Origin of the sequence: Paenarthrobacter sp. Z7-10, assembly GCF_026932795.1 — a bacterium.
In the GTDB taxonomy this organism is placed as follows: domain Bacteria; phylum Actinomycetota; class Actinomycetes; order Actinomycetales; family Micrococcaceae; genus Arthrobacter_M.
The window spans coordinates 1-17,892 of record NZ_JADPVH010000041.1 but is presented as its reverse complement, the minus strand read 5'-3'; the positions used below and the strand labels follow the sequence as shown (position 1 = coordinate 17,892).

Annotated in this window: 19 protein-coding genes; 9 read left to right on the top strand and 10 right to left on the bottom strand. The window is 64.0% G+C overall.

All coding sequences use genetic code 11. The annotated features are described in order from the left end of the window. Window positions 1–4 precede the first annotated feature (4 nt). Window positions 5–1,672, top strand: coding sequence for a S53 family peptidase (locus tag IV498_RS12795; protein WP_269047160.1), 1,668 nt, complete (start codon window positions 5–7; stop codon window positions 1,670–1,672). On the opposite strand, the gene IV498_RS12790 is transcribed toward IV498_RS12795, so the two are convergent. The 5 genes from IV498_RS12790 to IV498_RS12770 all read right to left on the bottom strand — a co-directional run bounded on the left by IV498_RS12790 (window position 1,662) and on the right by IV498_RS12770 (window position 5,068). Then, window positions 1,662–1,829, bottom strand: coding sequence for a DUF3117 domain-containing protein (locus tag IV498_RS12790; RefSeq protein ID WP_269047159.1), 168 nt, complete (start codon window positions 1,827–1,829; stop codon window positions 1,662–1,664). The two genes, IV498_RS12795 and IV498_RS12790, sit on opposite strands and share 11 nt — an antisense overlap. 220 nt (window positions 1,830–2,049) lie before the next feature. Continuing rightward, window positions 2,050–3,270 (bottom strand): hypothetical protein, encoded by a 1,221-nt coding sequence (locus tag IV498_RS12785; RefSeq protein ID WP_269047157.1) that lies wholly within the window; start codon window positions 3,268–3,270, stop codon window positions 2,050–2,052. Window positions 3,271–3,296: 26 nt separating this feature from the next. Continuing rightward, window positions 3,297–3,881 (bottom strand): DNA-3-methyladenine glycosylase I, encoded by a 585-nt coding sequence (locus IV498_RS12780; RefSeq protein WP_269047155.1) that lies wholly within the window; start codon window positions 3,879–3,881, stop codon window positions 3,297–3,299. After that, on the bottom strand, window positions 3,878–4,240 hold the full coding sequence (locus IV498_RS12775) for a DivIVA domain-containing protein (RefSeq protein ID WP_269047154.1): 363 nt from the start codon (window positions 4,238–4,240) through the stop codon (window positions 3,878–3,880). The genes IV498_RS12780 and IV498_RS12775 overlap by 4 nt, the downstream gene beginning before the upstream one ends. Window positions 4,241–4,306: 66 nt before the next feature. Further along, on the bottom strand, window positions 4,307–5,068 hold the full coding sequence (locus IV498_RS12770) for a TIGR00730 family Rossman fold protein (RefSeq protein WP_269047152.1): 762 nt from the start codon (window positions 5,066–5,068) through the stop codon (window positions 4,307–4,309). A 210-nt stretch (window positions 5,069–5,278) separates the two neighbouring features. On the opposite strand from IV498_RS12770, the gene IV498_RS12765 reads away from it, so the two are divergent. The 4 genes from IV498_RS12765 (at window position 5,279) to IV498_RS12750 (ending at window position 8,675) form a co-directional block, all read left to right on the top strand. Further along, window positions 5,279–6,034 carry an amino acid ABC transporter ATP-binding protein gene (locus IV498_RS12765; protein ID WP_269047150.1) on the top strand — a complete coding sequence of 252 codons (756 nt, stop codon included), beginning with the start codon at window positions 5,279–5,281 and terminating at the stop codon, window positions 6,032–6,034. 134 nt (window positions 6,035–6,168) lie between these two features. Beyond that, window positions 6,169–7,074 carry a glutamate ABC transporter substrate-binding protein gene (locus tag IV498_RS12760; protein WP_269047148.1) on the top strand — a complete coding sequence of 302 codons (906 nt, stop codon included), beginning with the start codon at window positions 6,169–6,171 and terminating at the stop codon, window positions 7,072–7,074. Between the two features lie 102 nt (window positions 7,075–7,176). Continuing rightward, window positions 7,177–7,827 (top strand): amino acid ABC transporter permease, encoded by a 651-nt coding sequence (locus IV498_RS12755; protein WP_269047147.1) that lies wholly within the window; start codon window positions 7,177–7,179, stop codon window positions 7,825–7,827. Further along, window positions 7,824–8,675: an amino acid ABC transporter permease gene (locus tag IV498_RS12750; protein WP_269047145.1), complete on the top strand. Its 852-nt coding sequence runs from the start codon at window positions 7,824–7,826 to the stop codon at window positions 8,673–8,675. Before IV498_RS12755 ends, IV498_RS12750 begins: the two co-directional genes overlap by 4 nt. 94 nt (window positions 8,676–8,769) lie before the next feature. On the opposite strand, the gene dapE is transcribed toward IV498_RS12750, so the two are convergent. Further along, on the bottom strand, window positions 8,770–9,849 hold the full coding sequence (gene dapE, locus IV498_RS12745) for a succinyl-diaminopimelate desuccinylase (RefSeq protein WP_269047144.1): 1,080 nt from the start codon (window positions 9,847–9,849) through the stop codon (window positions 8,770–8,772). Between the two features lie 126 nt (window positions 9,850–9,975). On the opposite strand from dapE, the gene dapD reads away from it, so the two are divergent. Both dapD and IV498_RS12735 read left to right on the top strand, forming a co-directional pair. Beyond that, on the top strand, window positions 9,976–10,995 hold the full coding sequence (gene dapD, locus IV498_RS12740) for a 2,3,4,5-tetrahydropyridine-2,6-dicarboxylate N-succinyltransferase (RefSeq protein ID WP_269047142.1): 1,020 nt from the start codon (window positions 9,976–9,978) through the stop codon (window positions 10,993–10,995). 304 nt (window positions 10,996–11,299) lie between these two features. Then, window positions 11,300–12,142, top strand: a complete 843-nt coding sequence (locus tag IV498_RS12735; RefSeq protein ID WP_442951349.1) for a hypothetical protein — start codon at window positions 11,300–11,302, stop codon at window positions 12,140–12,142. Window positions 12,143–12,232: 90 nt separating this feature from the next. Here IV498_RS12735 and IV498_RS12730 read toward each other — a convergent pair whose 3' ends face one another. Continuing rightward, window positions 12,233–12,844, bottom strand: a complete 612-nt coding sequence (locus IV498_RS12730; RefSeq protein ID WP_269047139.1) for a hypothetical protein — start codon at window positions 12,842–12,844, stop codon at window positions 12,233–12,235. A gap of 323 nt (window positions 12,845–13,167) precedes the next feature. On the opposite strand from IV498_RS12730, the gene galE reads away from it, so the two are divergent. Continuing rightward, window positions 13,168–14,184, top strand: coding sequence for a UDP-glucose 4-epimerase GalE (galE, locus tag IV498_RS12725; RefSeq protein ID WP_269047138.1), 1,017 nt, complete (start codon window positions 13,168–13,170; stop codon window positions 14,182–14,184). Between the two features lie 81 nt (window positions 14,185–14,265). Here galE and IV498_RS12720 read toward each other — a convergent pair whose 3' ends face one another. The 3 genes from IV498_RS12720 to fdxA form a co-directional block, all read right to left on the bottom strand. After that, window positions 14,266–15,549 carry a citrate synthase gene (locus IV498_RS12720; protein WP_269047136.1) on the bottom strand — a complete coding sequence of 428 codons (1,284 nt, stop codon included), beginning with the start codon at window positions 15,547–15,549 and terminating at the stop codon, window positions 14,266–14,268. A gap of 222 nt (window positions 15,550–15,771) precedes the next feature. After that, on the bottom strand, window positions 15,772–16,938 hold the full coding sequence (gene dapC / locus IV498_RS12715; protein ID WP_269047135.1) for a succinyldiaminopimelate transaminase: 1,167 nt from the start codon (window positions 16,936–16,938) through the stop codon (window positions 15,772–15,774). Between the two features lie 9 nt (window positions 16,939–16,947). After that, window positions 16,948–17,271, bottom strand: coding sequence for a ferredoxin (gene fdxA, locus IV498_RS12710; protein WP_269047133.1), 324 nt, complete (start codon window positions 17,269–17,271; stop codon window positions 16,948–16,950). A 120-nt stretch (window positions 17,272–17,391) separates the two neighbouring features. On the opposite strand from fdxA, the gene IV498_RS12705 reads away from it, so the two are divergent. Then, the gene (locus IV498_RS12705) at window positions 17,392–17,631 is read left to right on the top strand and encodes a putative acetyltransferase (RefSeq protein ID WP_269047132.1); all 240 of its coding nucleotides are present in this window, start codon (window positions 17,392–17,394) and stop codon (window positions 17,629–17,631) included. The last annotated feature ends 261 nt before the right edge of the window (window positions 17,632–17,892 follow it).

Here is a 17,892-nt window from a genome sequence, read left to right as displayed (position 1 = left end):
GATCATGAACGAACAGGGCCCAAACCAGCATGACAGCCAGCCACCCGAGCTGGACCTTCGACCTCTGCCCGGCAGCGAGCGTCCACCTGCGGCCGGCTTCAGCGCCGCAGCTGCGGCGCTGCTCCATGCCGAGGCAACTGTGCAGGCCACCGTGGTGCTGCGGCGGCAGCGCGAACCCGGTGCCGACGCCTTCAGCGCGCCGCTCGATCCTGCCGCAGCCGCAGCCTACGGTGCCTCAACCGATGACCTGGATCTGGTCACATCGACGCTGTCCGGGCTGGGGGTACGGGTGCTGGATGCGGACGCTGCTTCGCGCCGGGTGCGGATCTCCGGGAGCGCGGAACTGATGGGACGGATTTTCGGCACCGAACTGCAGCTGTTCGACAGGGGTCTCCCGTCAGGCGAAACTGTGACACACCGGCACCGGACCGGCGGCCTGAGCGTGCCGGCGGTGCTGGACGGTGTTGTCACGGCCGTGCTGGGCCTGGACAACCGGCCGCAGACCCGTGCCCTGTTCCGGATCGCACCCTCGGCCGCCCGCGCCACCTCCTACACGCCGCTGGACTTGGGACGGATCTACAATTTCCCTGCGGACTTTGACGGTTCGGGGGAAAGCATCGCCATCATTGAACTCGGTGGCGGCTTTGATCAGGCGGACCTGGACGCTTATTTCCGGGACCTTGGAATCCAGGGACCGGTTGTGACAGCGGTAGGCGTCGACGGGGCCGACAACCAACCCGGCCAGGACCCCAGCGGGGCAGATGGAGAGGTCCTGCTGGACATCGAAGTGGCCGGGGCCATGGCCCCAGGTGCCGCCGTGGTGGTCTACTTTGCCCCCAACACCGATGACGGATTCCTGGACGCCATCGCTCAGGCAGCGCACGCGGAACCTACGCCGGCAGCCATCAGCATCAGCTGGGGCCAGAGCGAAGATGATTGGACCCCCCAGGCCAGGACGGCCTTTGATCAGGCGATGGCTGACGCCTCGATCCTTGGCGTCACCGTCACGGCGGCCGCGGGCGACGACGGCAGCACGGACCGGGCCACTGACGCCAAGGCACACGTGGATTTCCCGGCGTCCAGTCCACATGCCTTAGCGTGCGGTGGAACCCGGCTCGAGGCCGATGCCGGGACCGGCACCGTGAATTCGGAGACGGTGTGGAACAACGGCGCCTCGGGCGGGGCGACCGGGGGTGGCGTGAGCGGTGTTTTTGCCCTGCCGCCTTGGCAGAGCAATTCGGGAGTTCCGGAACTGAGCGGCAAAACCGGGCGGGGCGTGCCCGACGTCTCGGCCGTGGCCGATCCTCAAACGGGTTACAAGGTCCGCGTGGATGGCCGGGACATGGTCATCGGCGGCACCAGCGCTGTGTCGCCCCTTTGGGCGGCGTTAATAGCGCGCCTGACCCAAGCCACCGGGACCCGGCTGGGACTAACGCAGCCGCTGCTCTACGCACAAAGTTCCGGCGGTGCCGTGCCGGCCGGATTCCGGGACATTACCAGCGGGAACAACGGCGCCTACAGCGCCGGGCCGGGTTGGGACGCCTGCACCGGGCTGGGGGTTCCGGACGGGACCAAGCTCCTGGCGCTGCTTCAGCAAAGTGCCGGATCAGGTACGAGGCCGGATGTCCCCGGTCCCGGTCCCGGTCCCGGATCAGGTTCCGCTACGGCGTGACGCCGACCAGGCACTCCCTGAGTTTGCCCGCCTCTTCGACGTTCAGCTCGACGACCAGCCGCCCGCCACCTTCCAGGGGGACGCGCATGATTAATGAACGCCCTTCTTTAGTGACCTCCATAGGACCGTCGCCGGTTCTGGGCTTCATCGCCGCCATTAGGAATTCCCCTTCACAGTGTGCGGACGAAATTCCACTTCCAGCTTTCCGTCCGCGAGATAACGTCAGCCGGACAGTTCGCCTTCGCGGCTGTGGCTGGGGCACTTTGGTCGGCCCGTGTTCGTTCGCTCACACCATTATCCTGTATCCGAAGTGGAGGAGCCAATCGGAACCTACGGACGCGCCCGGCGGCTGGCCCGAAGCGCGGTGCGGAAACCGGTTAAGGCGGATAGTCTCCGCCGCCGGGCAGCGGCGCCCAGGACCAAAGCCACGCCACCCAGACGATCTGCAGCAGCACGAAAAGCACCACGACGGTCCCCCGGTACGCCCGGGACGGTGAGACCAGCGCGGCGGCTAAGGTCAGCGGAAACAGCGGCAGGAGCATGCGGAAGGTGCTGGTCTGAGGTTCCAGCACGGCCAGGAGGTAGCCGAAGTAGGTGGCACACCACAGCCGCAGATCGGTTCCGCCCGTCCGGGCCGCAGGCGAGTTGAGAACAAGGGCGAATACGATCACCAGCACTGCCGGAGCCAACAGTCCCAAAATCGGCCCAAAGAGCCGTTGCCCCTCGTCGAACCACGGTTGGAAGAGGGTCAGTTCACCGCCACGCCAGGCCGTTTCGGTGTCCGTGTACGCCTTTATGTCCCCGGTGACGGCCCAGGCAATCAGCGGCCAGGCCACAGCGGCCAGCGCGCTGGCCAGCAGCAGCGAACCGCCCGCTGCCAACTGCCGAACGCTCACAGGGTCCCGGCGGCGATGCCACCACCGCAGCAGCAGATGTGCCAGTACGACGACGGCGAAGGGAGGGCCGATCGGCCGCGAAAGGCACATCAGCGCCACCACCGGAATGGCCCACAGATACCGGCGCCGCAGCAGCAGGTACAGCGATCCGGCGAGCAGCAGGAGGGATATCGACTCGGCGTATGGAACTTGCAGCACCGGCGAGACCGGAAAGGTGACAAAAAAGGCGACAGCCCAGGTTGCCGCCGCGGCGGAGGCGAAACACCGAAAGAGCCGGTAGATCACGAGTGAGGCGGCCAGCCCGGCCAGCAGCGATACCGCTGGCGCCAGCACCAGCCAGTCGACGCCGGTGATGGCATTGAGGCCGCGCACCAGGAAGGGGTACAGCGGATAAAAGGCCCAGGGGTTCTGAAGTGCGGTTCCACCTGCATCGCGCGGGATGCTGCCTGGATAGCCGGTGCTGAAGATCCGGTGATACCACTCGGCATCCCAGATGTCCACGAAGTGCAGGTAATCCGGGCTGGACGAACCCCAGGGGTTCGGCCCCTGCTGCAGGGCAACCGCCGCAAGGATGGCAAAGGAAACACAGCGGGCGGCCACATAAATCAATGCAATCCGCACCCACCAGGGCCAACGCGCCACAGCGGCCCGTATGCGGCGTCCCGGTTCCAGCAGGCGATCCTGCTCAACAGGACGGTACATCTGTCGTTCCCGTATAAGCCACTGTCTCAAACATTTTCACGGACCCAACAGCCGGGAACATGATCGTTGACCACGCCCACCGCCTGCATCATGGCGTAGGCCGTCGTCGGGCCAACGAACCGAAAGCCACGCTTTTTCAGCGCCTTGGCCAAAGCCACCGATTCGACGGTCCAAGCCGGTATTTCAGCGGCAGCCGATGTGCCGGCCACGGCGTTGGGCCGATGCGCGTGAACCAGTTCGGTGAGCGTTTCCTCCTCCGGCAAAGCCAGCAAGGCCTGGGCGTTGGCAATAGTTGCGCGGATCTTCGCTGCGTTGCGGACAATACCGGCATCGGCCAGCAGACGTTGGACGTCGGAGCAGTCAAAGCCGGCTACCCGCTCCGGGTCAAAGTTGCTGAACGCCACGCGGAACGCCTCACGCTTGCGCAGAATGGTGATCCAGCTCAGGCCGGACTGAAACGCTTCCAGGCTCAGCCGCTCGAACAAATCCCGCTCGCTGCTCACCGGCCGCCCCCACTCCTCGTCGTGGTAACGCTCATAGTCCGGGTTCGCCGCCATCCCGGCCCAACCGCAGCGCGCCCTGCCGTCGGAGCCCACAATCAGTGCGCTCATTCTGGCCGAGCCTGCATTTGGTCGGACCCGACGGCGGCCCGGGCATCGCGGCTGAGCGTCTCTTCGAGTTCAGTGATCCGGGCGTCCCTAAGGGCAAGCTGGTCCCTTAGCAGGTCCAACACCTCGTCGACCTGATCCATCCGGTAGCCGCGCAGTCCCAGCGAAAAGCGGAGCCGGTCCACATCCTCCGGGCGCGGCACATCGGGCAGCAGCACGGGCGGGAGATTCGCGACCGGATCGGCCAGCGAGTCTGCCAGGGCGGATCCATCCGCGGCTGCGGAAGACCTGTTCAACCCCACCACATACAGTGCCACGGCACCACCCACCGCGACGGCCAGGAAGATCAGGAAGTAACTCACAGGACCATGGTGCCAGATCCGCCCGTGCACTTGCGCAAAGGCGGCTGGGAAGCAGCCCCGCGCAACTCAGGCCTTTCGGGCCACGCCGCTGGCCAGCACGAGAGCCACGGCTTCTTCGGCGGTGTCGGCGAGCTGGACAATGTCCACGTCCTCCGCCCAGACCAGTCCGTCCACCACCAATGTGTTGCGGATCCATTCGATCATCGGACTCCAGAAATCCCTGCCGATCAGCACGATCGGAAATGATGTGACCTTTTTCGTCTGCACCAGCACCATGGCTTCAAACAGCTCATCCAGGGTACCGAGTCCGCCCGGAAGCACGATGAAGCCCTGGGCATATTTGACGAACATGGTCTTGCGGGCAAAGAAATACCGAAAGTTTACGCCGAGATCCACCCACTCGTTGATCCCCTGTTCGAACGGCAGCTCGATTCCGAGGCCCACCGAAAGTCCGCCCGCCTCGCAGGCACCCTTGTTCGCCGCTTCCATGGAGCCGGGTCCTCCCCCGGTGATCACGGCGATATTGGCTTCGGCCAGCAGCCGGCCCACCTCGGTGGCGGTTTCGTAGTACGGGCTGCCGGGTTTGGTCCGCGCGGAACCGAAAACGCTGACAGCCGGTCCAACGTTCGCCAAAGCTCCGAAACCTTCAACGAATTCGCTCTGAATCCGCAGCACCCGCCACGGATCAGTACTGGTGAACTCGCCGCCGGCCCGCGTGTCCAACAGCCGGGCATCCGATGTCGACCCTTGTGCCTGGTCACGGCGCAGCTCGATCGGGCCCTTGCGGCGTGCTGAAACGTTGCGGTTAGACCCAGTCGGTGCGCTCATGCCCTCAAGGCTATGCCAACCGTGAACCCCGATGTCCCTCCTGCTCCGTTTTCCCCGGGCGTTTCGCCCCGCGCCGCCGCGTCGAGGCGCCTACGGGCCGCCAGATTCACAGGCGATTCGGAGCCATTTCCCACATCACTTTCACGTCACGATGTGCCAACGCCTGTGCCGATAGCGCTCAAGCGGGGAAAGATTCGGTAGATTTCTCCTATGACAAGTCAAGCAGTTGCGCCCGCGCTCGTTGAACTGACCGCGGTCAACAAGCATTTCGGTGAATTGCATGTCCTGCAGAACATCAATCTGCGGGTGCAAAAGGGCGAGGTAGTCGTGGTCATCGGTCCTTCGGGCTCCGGTAAATCAACATTGTGCCGTGCGATCAACCGGCTGGAAACGATCGACGACGGCGATATCCGCATCGACGGCAAGGAACTGCCGGCTGAGGGGAAGGAACTTGCCCGCCTGCGTGCAGACGTCGGCATGGTTTTCCAGTCCTTCAACCTCTTCGCGCACAAGACCATCCTGGAAAACGTGACCCTAGGCCCGATCAAGGTCAAGGGTGTTTCCAAATCCGAGGCCGACAAGCAGGCCATGGCGCTGCTGGAGCGGGTCGGAGTGGGCCACCAGGCCGCGAAGTTGCCCGCGCAACTGTCCGGCGGCCAGCAGCAGCGCGTCGCCATTGCCCGGGCGCTGGCCATGAAACCCAAGGTCATGCTGTTTGACGAGCCGACGTCCGCGTTGGACCCGGAAATGATCAATGAAGTGCTCGACGTCATGGTGGGCTTGGCCAAGGAAGGCATGACCATGATCGTGGTAACCCACGAGATGGGATTCGCCCGGAAGGCAGCGGACCGGGTGGTCTTCATGTCCGACGGGCAGATCGTTGAGGACGCAAAGCCGGAAGAGTTCTTCACCAACGCGCAGAGTGCCCGCGCCAGGGATTTCCTGTCCAAGATCCTCACGCACTGAGACCGGCGGCCCGCGCCGCATATTCCATCCGGGCTTCCGCTCCGACCCATCCTTGCGGGAACGATTCGTCAGGACATTCAATTCAACAGCACCCGCATCCAGGCCACGCTCGTGGCCGAAATGAAAGGAACACCATGAAGGCATTCTTTGCCACCAAGCGGCTGGGAGCCGCAGCCGTCCTGGCCGCCGCCGCCCTGGCGCTGTCTGCCTGCGGTGGCGGCGGCGGTACCGCGGCTCCGGGCGCGGACTCCGGTGCCGCCCCCTCCTATGAAGTCGCCAAGGACGTGGCCCTGACGGGCAGCCCGACCTTTGACAAGATCAAATCCAGCGGTACGGTCCGGATCGGCGTCAAGCAGGATCAGCCAGGTCTCGGCTTCAAAGACGCGGCCACCGGCGAATACACCGGCTTCGACATCGAAATTGCCAAATGGGTTGCAGCCTCTTTGGGCGTCCCGGCGGACAAGATCGAGTTCAAGCCGATCCCCTCAGCCAGCCGCGAATCGGCCATCACCAACGGCGACATTGACTACTACGTCGGCACGTATTCCATCACCGACAAGCGTAAGCAGCTGATTGACTTCGCCGGACCGTACTTCATCACCGGCCAAGGTCTGCTGGTCAAGAAGGACAACTCGACGATTAAGAGCGAAAAGGACTTGGCCGGCAAGAACGTCTGTTCCGCGACCGGATCCACGCCGATCCAGAACATCAAGTCCAACTTCCCTGACACCAAAACCACCGAGTTCGACACGTACTCCAAGTGCGTCGAGGCGCTCAAGGGCGGTCAAGTTGATGCGGTGACCACGGACCAGGCCATTCTGATTGGCTATGCAGCGCAGGAGCCGGACACCCTGAAGGTCGTCGGTGAGCCGTTCACCACTGAGAAGTATGGTGTGGGCCTGCCCAAGGGCGACACCGCGCTGCGCACCTTCATCAACAAGATGTTCACCAACGGCGGCGACACCTGGAAGAAGATCTACGACGGCACGCTGGGCAAATCCGGCACCAAGGTGGACCAGCCCAAGGTCGACCAGTACTGAGAACCGGTCACCCGGGGTAATCAGGCGGATGGTTCCGGCAGAACTGCCGGAACCATCCGCGCCCGGAACTGAATCCGAAATTCCTCACAGCGAAAGCGCACCGTGGATACACTCCTCAATAACCTCGATCTGTTCACGACGGGGTTTAAGAACACCGGTATTTTGTTTGTCTTCTCGGCGGTCTTCGCCCTGATACTCGGCACGATCGTTGCCGCCATGCGTGTATCGCCGGTGCCGGCGATGCGGGCCGCCGGGACGGTGTATGTCAATACCGTCCGCAATATGCCGCTGACCGTGATCCTGGCGTTCTTTGCGTTGGGGTACCCAAAACTGGGCTTGGTCCCGATCAGCTTCCTGAGCGCGGCCATCATTGGCCTGTCGTTGTACACGGCCACGTATGTGGCCGAGGCCATCCGCTCCGGCATCAATACCGTCCCGGTGGGACAGGCTGAGGCCGCCCGCGCCATTGGACTGCCCTTCCTGCCATCGCTGCTGCTGGTGATTCTCCCGCAGGCGTTCCGCTCCGTCATTCCTCCGCTGTTCAGCGTCTTCATCGCACTGCTGAAGAACACAACCGTGGCGGCGGGTTTTTCCGTCCTGGAAGCCGGCGCCATCAGGCAGAACCTGAGTGAGCGGGGCGAGCCAGCCATTGTTGGACTGCTCTGGGTCGCCCTGATATTCGTCCTGCTGGTCATCGGCGTGCTGTCCACGCTGCAACGCTACTTCGAGAACAAATGGAGGGTTGCACGATGAGCTCGCTTCTCTTTGATGTCCCCGGGCCTAAGGCCCGGTCACGAAACCGGGTGCTGAGCGTCCTGACCGTGCTGGTGGTGTTGGCCATCGTTGCCTTCATTCTTCTGCGTTTCGCCCAGACTGGGCAGTTCACCGCGGCCAAGTGGCGCATCTTCACCTTCCCACTGGTGCAGCAAACCATCGTGACCAGCATCGGTGCCACCCTCGGGGCCTTCGCCACAGCCGCCGCCGGCAGTCTGGTCTTCGGCATCCTGCTGGCCTTTGGCCGGCTCTCGGACCGCAGCTGGATCAGCCGGCCCTGCTATGGGATCACCGAACTCCTCCGCGCGATCCCCGTCCTGATCATGATGATGATCCTGTATTACGGCCTGCCCCCGCTCGGCGTCCACGGCATCACCCCCTTTACCGCCGTCGTCGTCGGCCTTGCGGCCTACAACGGATCGGTGCTGGCGGAAGTGTTCCGAGCCGGCATTGAATCCCTGCCGCAGGGCCAGAAGGAAGCAGGATATGCCATCGGCATGTCCAAGGGACAGGTCCAGCGGATTATCCTGCTTCCGCAGGCGGTTCGCTCGATGCTGCCGGTGATCATTGCGCAGCTGGTCGTGATCCTCAAGGACACCGCCTTGGGTTTCATCATCACCTACAACGAGATCCTGTTCCAGGCGAACTACTTCGGCACACAGTCACAGTACGGCTCACCCGTGCTCCCTGCCCTGATGGTGGCCGGCGTCACCTATATTGTGCTGTGCCTGCTCCTGTCCGGATTCGCCAAATGGCTGGAGCTGAGGCTGCGGCGCGGCCCCAAAGCCATCAAAGCAGCCCCACCGCGGATCATGGCAGACGCCTGAGCCGGACATTCCCGTTCGTCCGCGGCCGAACCAAAGCCACCACGCGGAAGCGGGCGGGAACACGGCCGACGCAGAAGATCTGTCCGCGGATAGGCTACCGCAGCCAGTTCGTCAGCACGCTCAGGCAAGCGCGAATGTCTGCCGCGGCCACGTGCTCGTCGTCGCTGTGGGCCAGCAGTGCATCGCCGGGCCCAAAGTTCACCGCGGGGATTCCCAGCTCGCTGAGCCGGGCTACGTCCGTCCAGCCGTATTTGGGTTTCGGCTCGGCCCCCACGGCGGCAGCAAAACTGGCAGCGGCAGGAGCATTTAGACCCGGCCGGGCGCCGGCGGCGGCGTCGGTGCGCACCACCTCGAACCCCTCCAGCACTTCGCGGACGTGCGCTTCCGCCTGATCTGGTGTCTTGTCCGGAGCGAAGCGGTAATTCAGCTCCACCACGCAGGCATCCGGGATCACGTTGCCTGCGGTGCCGCCGCGGATCTTCACGGCGTTGAGGCTTTCCCGATAGTCCAGGCCGTCCACCGCCACCGTCCGGGGCTGATAATCCCGCAGCCGGTCCAGAATGCCGGCCGCGGCATGAATCGCGTTACTCCCCATCCAGGACCGGGCGGAGTGCGCAGCGACGCCGTGAGTGTTCACGTCAAAACGCATGGTGCCGTTGCAGCCGCCCTCGACCGTGCCGTTCGTGGGCTCCAGCAGGATGCCGAAGTCGGCTTGCAGCCAATCCCGGTGATCCCGAACCAGCCGCCCCAGACCGCTTTTCGCGGCCTCCACCTCTTCATGGTCAGAGAACACAAAGGTGACGTCCTTCGTGGGTTGAGGCAGCGTCGCGGCGAGCGCCAGCTGAACGGCAACGCCACCCTTCATGTCCGTGGCGCCGCGCCCGTACAGGACCTCACCGTCCCAGCTCGCGGGCACGGTTCCCCGGGATCCCTCCACGGTGGGCAATGGCACGGTGTCCAAATGCCCAGCCAGGATCACCCGCTCGGGTCGGCCAAGCTGCGTCCGGGCCACAATGGCGTCGCCGTTGCGCAGCACCTGCAGGTGTGGCAGTTGCCGGAGCGCAGCCTCCACCGCATCGGCCAATGGTTTTTCGGTCCCCGAGACGCTTTCCACATTCAGCAGCACCTCGGTGAGCTGGGCAACGTCCTGATGGAGATCCAATTCATTACTCACCCGATCAGCATAGCCACACGTTCGCCGCACCCGAACGATGTCGACAGCCACTACCGCACCCGAACAGCGCCACGGCCACCGCCGCAACGATGTAAAACACGAATCCACTCTCGGTAGACTTGTGCCATGACTGATACTGCTTCCGCCACCCCTGCCGGCCACGAACCACACCAGGCAGCGGACCGGACAGCTCATGGCTTTGGCGTGGCCACGGTGACGGACAGCGGCACCATGCTGGATGTCTGGTATCCGGCCCCGGCGCTGGGCATCGCCGTCGGATCTCTCGGCGATGCTCCGGAAGCGGATCCCGAACTCTCAGCGCTGGCGGCTCAGGGCACGGATGTTGACCGGGCGGTGGGTCTGAAAGTGGTCTTTGCACAGATCGACCTGGATGCGCCACCGGCGGACACTGCGGACGCCTATCTGCGGCTGCATCTGCTCTCGCACCGCCTCGTGGCTCCGAACAGCGTTAATCTCGATGGCATCTTTGCTGCGCTGCCCACTGTCGTCTGGACCAACTTTGGCCCGGCCGCCGCCGAGGACTTTGAACGGACCCGCGCCCGGCTGCGCCGCCGGGGAGCCGTCACGGTCTACGGCGTGGATAAGTTTCCCCGGATGGTGGACTATGTGGTCCCGTCCGGTGTCCGGGTGGCCGACGCGGATCGGGTGCGCCTGGGCGCTCATCTCGCCGAAGGCACCACGGTGATGCATGAAGGCTTCGTCAACTTTAATGCCGGAACGCTGGGCGGCACCATGGTGGAGGGGCGGATCTCAGCCGGCGTCGTGGTGGGTGCCGGCTCCGACGTCGGAGGCGGAGCTTCGATCATGGGCATGCTCTCCGGCGGCGGCAAGGAGCGGATTACCGTGGGCGAGCGTGTACTGCTGGGCGCGAACTCGGGCGTGGGAATCAGCATCGGAAACGACTCGGTCGTGGAGGCCGGGCTGTACGTCACGGCCGGCACGCGCATTCGTGTCCCCGGTTTAAAGGACGACGACGGCGAGGACACCAGCCGGATCGTCAAGGCCAGCGAACTCTCCGGCGTGTCCAACCTGCTCTTCCGCCGCAACTCCACATCCGGCGAGGTTGAGGCCCTCCCACGCCAGGGCCAAATCGTCGAACTCAATGCTGCCCTGCACGCAAATTAGGCAGACGTAACGTGGGACCCTTTGCGATACCCATCCCCCATGGCGGCGCGTCCGGACTGGAGCGGTGAGCCACCCGAGGCAGGCCGGTCCCGGCGAAGGCGGGAGGCCCCTCGGGGGCACCAAGCCACAGGCAGGCACCAATTACGGGGCACGCGCCCAGCCCCGCGCCCGATTGAAGCCGCGGGCACCCGCAAAAGCCCGGGCCGGCACCAAGCCCCGGGCCGGCACCAAGCCCCGGGCCGGCACCAAAGCCCGGGCTGGCGCCAAAGTCTCTGGCCGTCGTCGTGCCCGCGTCCGCGCCTGGATCATCGCCCTGGTCTCCCTCGCCGTCGTCCTGGGCCTGATTGTGGCAGCCGGGGTGTGGGTGGTGAATTTCTTCGCGCCGCCCGCCCCGCCGCTGGCGGTGGGCTGCACCGCCGTTGTCGGGGACAAGCAGTACACCCTGGCGCCGGACCAGGCCGAGAACGCCGCCCTGATAGCTGCCGTCTCCGTGAACCGCGGGCTGCCCTCGCGCGCCGCCTCGATTGCTTTGGCGGTCGCCTTGCAGGAATCCAAGCTGCGCAACATTTCCTATGGCGATCTGGACTCCGAAGGCCTGTTTCAGCAGCGTCCTTCGCAGGGCTGGGGAACCCGCGCACAGATCCTCGATCCGGTGCACGCATCCAACGCCTTCTACGACGTGCTGGAAGGCATTGCCGGTTACCAGGTCATGCCGGTCACCGAAGCGGCCCAGCTGGTGCAGCGTTCGGCCTACCCAGAGGCCTACGCCCAGCGGGAGCCGCTCGGGAAAGCCTTCGCATCGGCGCTCACAGGGCTCTCCCCCGCGGCCTTGAGCTGCACGCTGGACGGCCCGACGGCGGCGGGAAGTCCGGCCGCCGTCGTCGCCAAACTGCAGCGTGCCTATGGTGCGCTAGAGACCTCCACAGCCGCCGGTATCGTCGCCATTCCCGCCGGCGACGTGGCCGGCTGGAGTTATGCGCAGTGGGCGGTGGCGAACGCCAGCTCGCTCAACATCACCGAAGTCGCTTTCGCAGGCAGGCAATGGGTCCGAGCCGACAACGTCTCCACTGCGAATAAGGGCTGGCAGCCCTCAGCAGTGCCGGCCGGCAATGTGGTCATCACGGTGCGTGCGGCCCCGCCCACCTGAGGCCGGCGTCCCGCCCAACCTGCGGGCCTCCCGAGAGACGGGGCTGCCGTCTCCCGCCGCAAGGCGGGACCCCCGTCGTCGTCCGTCCTGTCAGACGAGCATCTCGACCACTGGTTGGACATAGCTGCGGAACGTTTCCTGGTCGTCCAGGAGGTGCTGACTCATGATCAGCTGATCGGGCTCCACAAACCACGCACGTGGCTCGGCCAGGGGAAGTTCCAGAATAGTGAGCGTGAAATCACGGGCGTTTCGGCCCAGTTCCATTTCCCGATCCTGTACAAGTTCGGTCAGGATGCTGGTCCCACCCAGCGTCTCGCGCTGCACCGCCAGACGCGCATACTCGCTTTGCCGCTCTCGAGCCCAACTCAGGGCGGCACCGAAATGAGCCTGCAGCACGCGCTGCAAAGCCGGAGCTTCACCGAAGGCCTGGAAATTCGGAGGCGTCATCGGGGGTTCCATCTGCGGATGGTGTGCCAGCAGCGCCCGCCACCACCATTCCCACTGCTCCCGCAGAGCCTCAACTCCGCCAACCTTGGCGGTCAGCTGATGCGGATCGGCGGGGCGGATGGCGGGGGCGGCGGCCGCAAGAGGAGGGAAGCCGGCTCCAGCCAGTCCCGCCACATCCCGCATGTAGATGGCTATCAGCATTGGCCCGGACGTATCCATCGTGATGCGCCAGCCGGGGCCTCCTGTATGGTGCATCTGCGCTGCTTTCCTAGTCCGATTCCACGAGCTAAAGTGCAGATTCCAGATTACCTTGGCTCCCTGTCCTGTGGCGATGGCCGGGAGCTATAGGTCGCGGTTTCTAGTGGCGGAACACGGCGGACCCAAACGGCGGAACGACACGGCGGACCCGAACGGCGGAACGACACGGCGGACCCGAACGTCGGAACGGCACTGCGGACCCGAACGTCGGAACGGCACGGGGACACGGCCGGGCGACACGGCACTGTGACACGGCCGGGCGACACGGCACTGCGACACGGCACGGCGGAGCAGCCACCCGCTGCCGGTAGGGTTAATGCATGAAAGTTTTGGTGACCGGCGGGACCGGCTATATCGGCTCACACACGGTTCTTTGCCTGCTGCAGGCCGGCCATGACGTCGTCGTCGTCGATAACCTCGTCAACTCAAGCCGGGAGTCGCTGAACCGGGTGCAGGAACTGGCGGGACGGAACGTGGTGTTTGCGCATACTGACCTGCTCGACGAGGCCGCCCTCACGGCGGTTTTTGATCAGCACGCCGTCGGTGCCGTCATTCATTTCGCCGGCCTGAAAGCCGTGGGCGAATCGGTGCAGCAGCCGCTGAGGTATTACCACAACAACGTCACAGGGACCATCAACCTGCTCCGTGTGATGGATGCCCATGATGTCCGCACGTTGGTGTTCAGCTCCTCCGCCACGGTCTACGGCGGGAACAACGCCGTTCCCTACGTGGAGAAAATGGATATTGGCGCCGATAATCCCTATGGCCGCACCAAGGAGCAGATAGAAGACATTCTCAGCGATATCGGTGCCGCGGACAGCCGCTGGCACATCGCTCTGCTGCGCTACTTCAATCCCGTGGGTGCGCACGAATCCGGCCGCATTGGTGAGGATCCCTTGGGTATTCCGAACAACCTGGTGCCGTTCATTGCCCAGGTTGCCGTGGGCCGGCGCGAGAAGCTGATGATCTTTGGCGGCGATTACGACACCCCGGACGGAACCTGCCTGCGCGATTACATTCACGTGATGGACTTGTCCGAGGGCCATGTGGCCGCGGTCGATTATGTGGCCAGCCGCGCCGGGGTCTTCCGCTGGAACCTCGGCTCCGGCATCGGCTCATCCGTCTTTGACGTGCTGCATGCCTTCGAGCGGGCTGTGGGACACACGCTGCCCTCTGAGCTGGCGCCCCGCCGGGATGGAGATCTTCCCGCCTTCTGGGCAGACCCGTCGGCCGCGCTGGCCGATTTGAGCTGGTCCACCAGCAAGAGCCTGGACGAGATGTGCCAGGATCACTGGCGGTGGCAGAAGAATAACCCCAACGGCTACGCCGCCCCCTGACCCTGGCCTGACCCAAATACGACGACGGCGGTCACCTTTCGCGGAAGGTGACCGCCGTCGTCGTCGTACTGAACTGAAAACCTAGCGCGAGGGGTACATCCGTTCGGCTTCGCCTGTGTAGAGCTGACGCGGGCGGCCGATCTTGGTCTGCGGATCCTGCATCATTTCGCGCCACTGAGCAATCCAGCCCGGCAGACGTCCGATGGCAAAAAGCACGGTGAACATTTTTTCCGGAAAGCCCATGGCTTTGTAGATCAGCCCGGTGTAGAAATCCACGTTGGGGTACAGCTTGCGGGAGATGAAGTACTCATCCGTCAAAGCGACCTCCTCGAGGCGCATGGCGATTTCCAGCAGTTCATCGTTGCCGCCCAGCTTGGCCAGGATCTCATGAGCCGTCGCTTTGACGATCTTTGCCCGAGGGTCATAATTCTTGTAAACGCGGTGCCCGAAGCCCATCAGCTTCACGCCGGCTTCCTTGTTCTTGACGCGTTCAACGAACTTTTCCACGGGCTCGCCACTCGCCTGAATCTGTCGCAGCATGTTGAGGACCGCTTCGTTGGCACCACCATGCAGCGGGCCAAACAGCGCATTGATGCCTGCCGAAACGGAGGCAAACAGGTTGGCATTGGAGCTGCCTACCAAACGTACCGTTGAGGTGGAGCAGTTCTGCTCGTGATCCGCATGCAGAATCAGCAACAAGTCCAGAGCCTTGACCACTGTCGGGTCCATGTCGTACGGCTCCGCGGGCAGGCCAAAGCTCAGGCGCAGGAAATTCTCCACCAGATTCATCGAGTTGTCCGGATACAGCATCGGCTGCCCCATCGACTTCTTGAGGGCGTAGGCGGCGATGACGGGCATCTTGGCCAACAGGCGGTAGGTCGAGAGTTCCACCTGCTCGTCGTCGAACGGGTCCAGCGAGTCCTGATAAAACGTCGACAGCGCGGAAACGGCCGAGGAGAGGACAGGCATCGGGTGCGCGTCCCGGGGGAACCCGCCAAAGAATCCCTTCAGATCTTCATGCAGCAGGGTGTGGCGGCGGATGCGCTCGTCGAATGCTGCGAGTTCCGCGGCACTGGGTAGGTTTCCGTAGATGAGCAGGTATGAGACTTCCAGGAAGCTCGAGTGCTCGGCCAATTCCTCGATCGGGTAGCCGCGGTAGCGCAGGATGCCCTTGTCGCCGTCGATGTAGGTGATGGCCGACGTAGTGGCGGCGGTGTTCATAAAGCCTGGGTCGAAGGTCACCGCACCGGTGTCCTTGAGCAGCTTGGAAACATCGTAGCCGTCGTTTCCCTCTACGGCCTTGATCCGCGGAAGTTCAAGCTCTCCGCCGTCGTAACGCAGGGATGCGCCCGTCGATTCAGTCATGGAGTCCCCTTCATGAGGTTGCCCAGCCTCCTTGTCGGAGGCATTGTTAGATCTATGCGCTCGGGTCCGTGTGCGGGCCATCAGCTTGCCAGCGTCAATGACAAACGGGAAAAACTGTTGGATCCGCGCCTAGACAATTAGTTAAAAACTACCGCCCCGCCCGTCCAAGAACTAATCCGCTCAAGCGATTAGGCCCCAGTTTGCCTCAAAATGTGGCCACCGTCACCCGTTGGCCTGCAGCCGGGAGGCAGCGGAGGCGATCCGCTCGTCCGTGCCGGTCAGCGCAACCCGGATAAAGCCCTCTCCGGCGGTCCCATAAAAGACGCCCGGGCCAACCAGGATGCCGCGTTCGGCCAGCCGGCCAACAGTGGTCCAAGTGTCCTCTCCGGCCGTGCACCACAGATACAGGCCAGCTTCGGAGGAGTGCACACGCAGGCCGAAATCCGCGAGCGCGGGCAGCAGCAGTTCCCGACGCGAGCGGTAGAGGTCTTTCTGTTCCCGAACGTGTTCGTCGTCACCGAGCGCCGCCCGCATCGCCTGTTGCACAGGGTACGGAACAATCATGCCGGCGTGCTTCCGACTGTTGACGAGGCTGGCGATGATCGAGGAATCTCCGGCCGCGAAGGCCGCCCGGTAGCCGGCAATATTGGACTGTTTGCTCAGTGAATAGACAGCGAGCAGATTCTTGGTGGAGCCGCCGGACACCCTAGGGTCCAGGACGCTGGGGACGGGCTGCCCGTCACGGGCAGGATCCCACTGGCCCCAGCCCAGCTCGGCGTAGCACTCGTCGGAAGCGACCACGGCGCCGATGGCCCGCGCCTGTTCGACAATTGCCTTCAGCTCGCCGATCCCACGCACAATGCCGGTGGGATTCCCCGGTGAATTTATCCACACCAGCCTGACGCGGGCAAGTGTCGCCTGGTCCAAGCCGTCCAACGAATCCGCGGCCACCGCCGTTGCCCCCGCAATCCGGGCGCCAATGTCGTAGGTGGGGTAAGCCACCGTTGGCCGGACCACCACATCTCCACTTCCCAGGCCGAGCAACAGCGGCAGCCAGGCCACGAGTTCCTTGGAGCCAACGGTAGGCAGAACGTCGCGTGGATCCAGTCCCGGGACAGCCCGTCGTCGAGCAAACCACGCGACCACCGCCCGGCGCAACGCCGCTGTGCCGTGCGTCGTCGGATATCCCGGAGCGTCGGCTGCGGAGGCCAAGGCCTGGCGGATCAGCGGCGGCGTTGGATCCACCGGTGTGCCAATTGACAGGTTAACCAAACCATCGGGATGCTCGGAAGCCGTGGCCAAGTACGGCGTCATCGCGTCCCAGGGGTACTCGGGAAGTTGGAGCCCGAACTCCCGATCGGTGGTTCTGCCGGGTCCGGAGACAGCCACGGAAAAGCCTCAGCCCTGGTTCTGCGGCGGAAGCACCGCAATGATGGGATGATCCCGGTGCGTATTGCCGATCTTGGCCGCTCCGCCGGGTGAGCCAAGCTCATCGAAGAACTCCACGTTGGCCTTGTAGTACTCGGCCCACTCGTCCGGTGTGTCATCTTCGTAGTAGATGGCTTCGACCGGGCAGACAGGCTCACAGGCGCCGCAGTCAACGCACTCATCGGGGTGGATGTACAGCGAACGCTCACCCTCGTAAATGCAGTCAACCGGGCATTCTTCGATACATGCCTTGTCTTTGACATCCACGCACGGCTGTGCGATTACATACGTCACGTACCGACCTTCCTGACGATGTTCCGGCACCCGATCCCGGGCTGGGCTTAACTCCATTATCCCCCAACGCCGGACAGCGTCCCGACATTCAAGACCTACTATGAACAAGTGGACGCCGTCGTGGAAAGATTGACTCAATTGCCGCTGGGAACACGTGTGGTGGTTCGATACCGGATTGAGGATGGATTGACGGACGCCCTGGGCTTCCTGACTACCGTGGACGAGCACTCCGTCACCGTTGCCACACGAGGTGGTGACGTCGTCGTACGCCTGGAGGCGATCCAGGCCGCCAAGCCTGTTCCCCCGGCGCCCGAAGCCCGCCGCGGTCGGGGCACGAAGGGTGACGCCGCCCTCCAGTGAAGGCGCGGCATGTCGTCCGGCCTTTCAGCAAATTGGATGAGCCACGCGGGCCCTTCAGCTCGATACAGCCGTGCGCCACACCAATCTGCTCAACCCTTGACGGCCAGATTGGGCACCTTGAATTCTAGGGGTTGTTGCAACACCCGGGTTTAGCTGGCTCTTAGTAGATCACGTAGTTGTTCGGCTGGGGTATTCCAGCCCAGTGTTTTGCGGGGGCGGGCGTTGAGTTCCTGGGCGACGTGTTCGAGGTCTTCGGGTCCA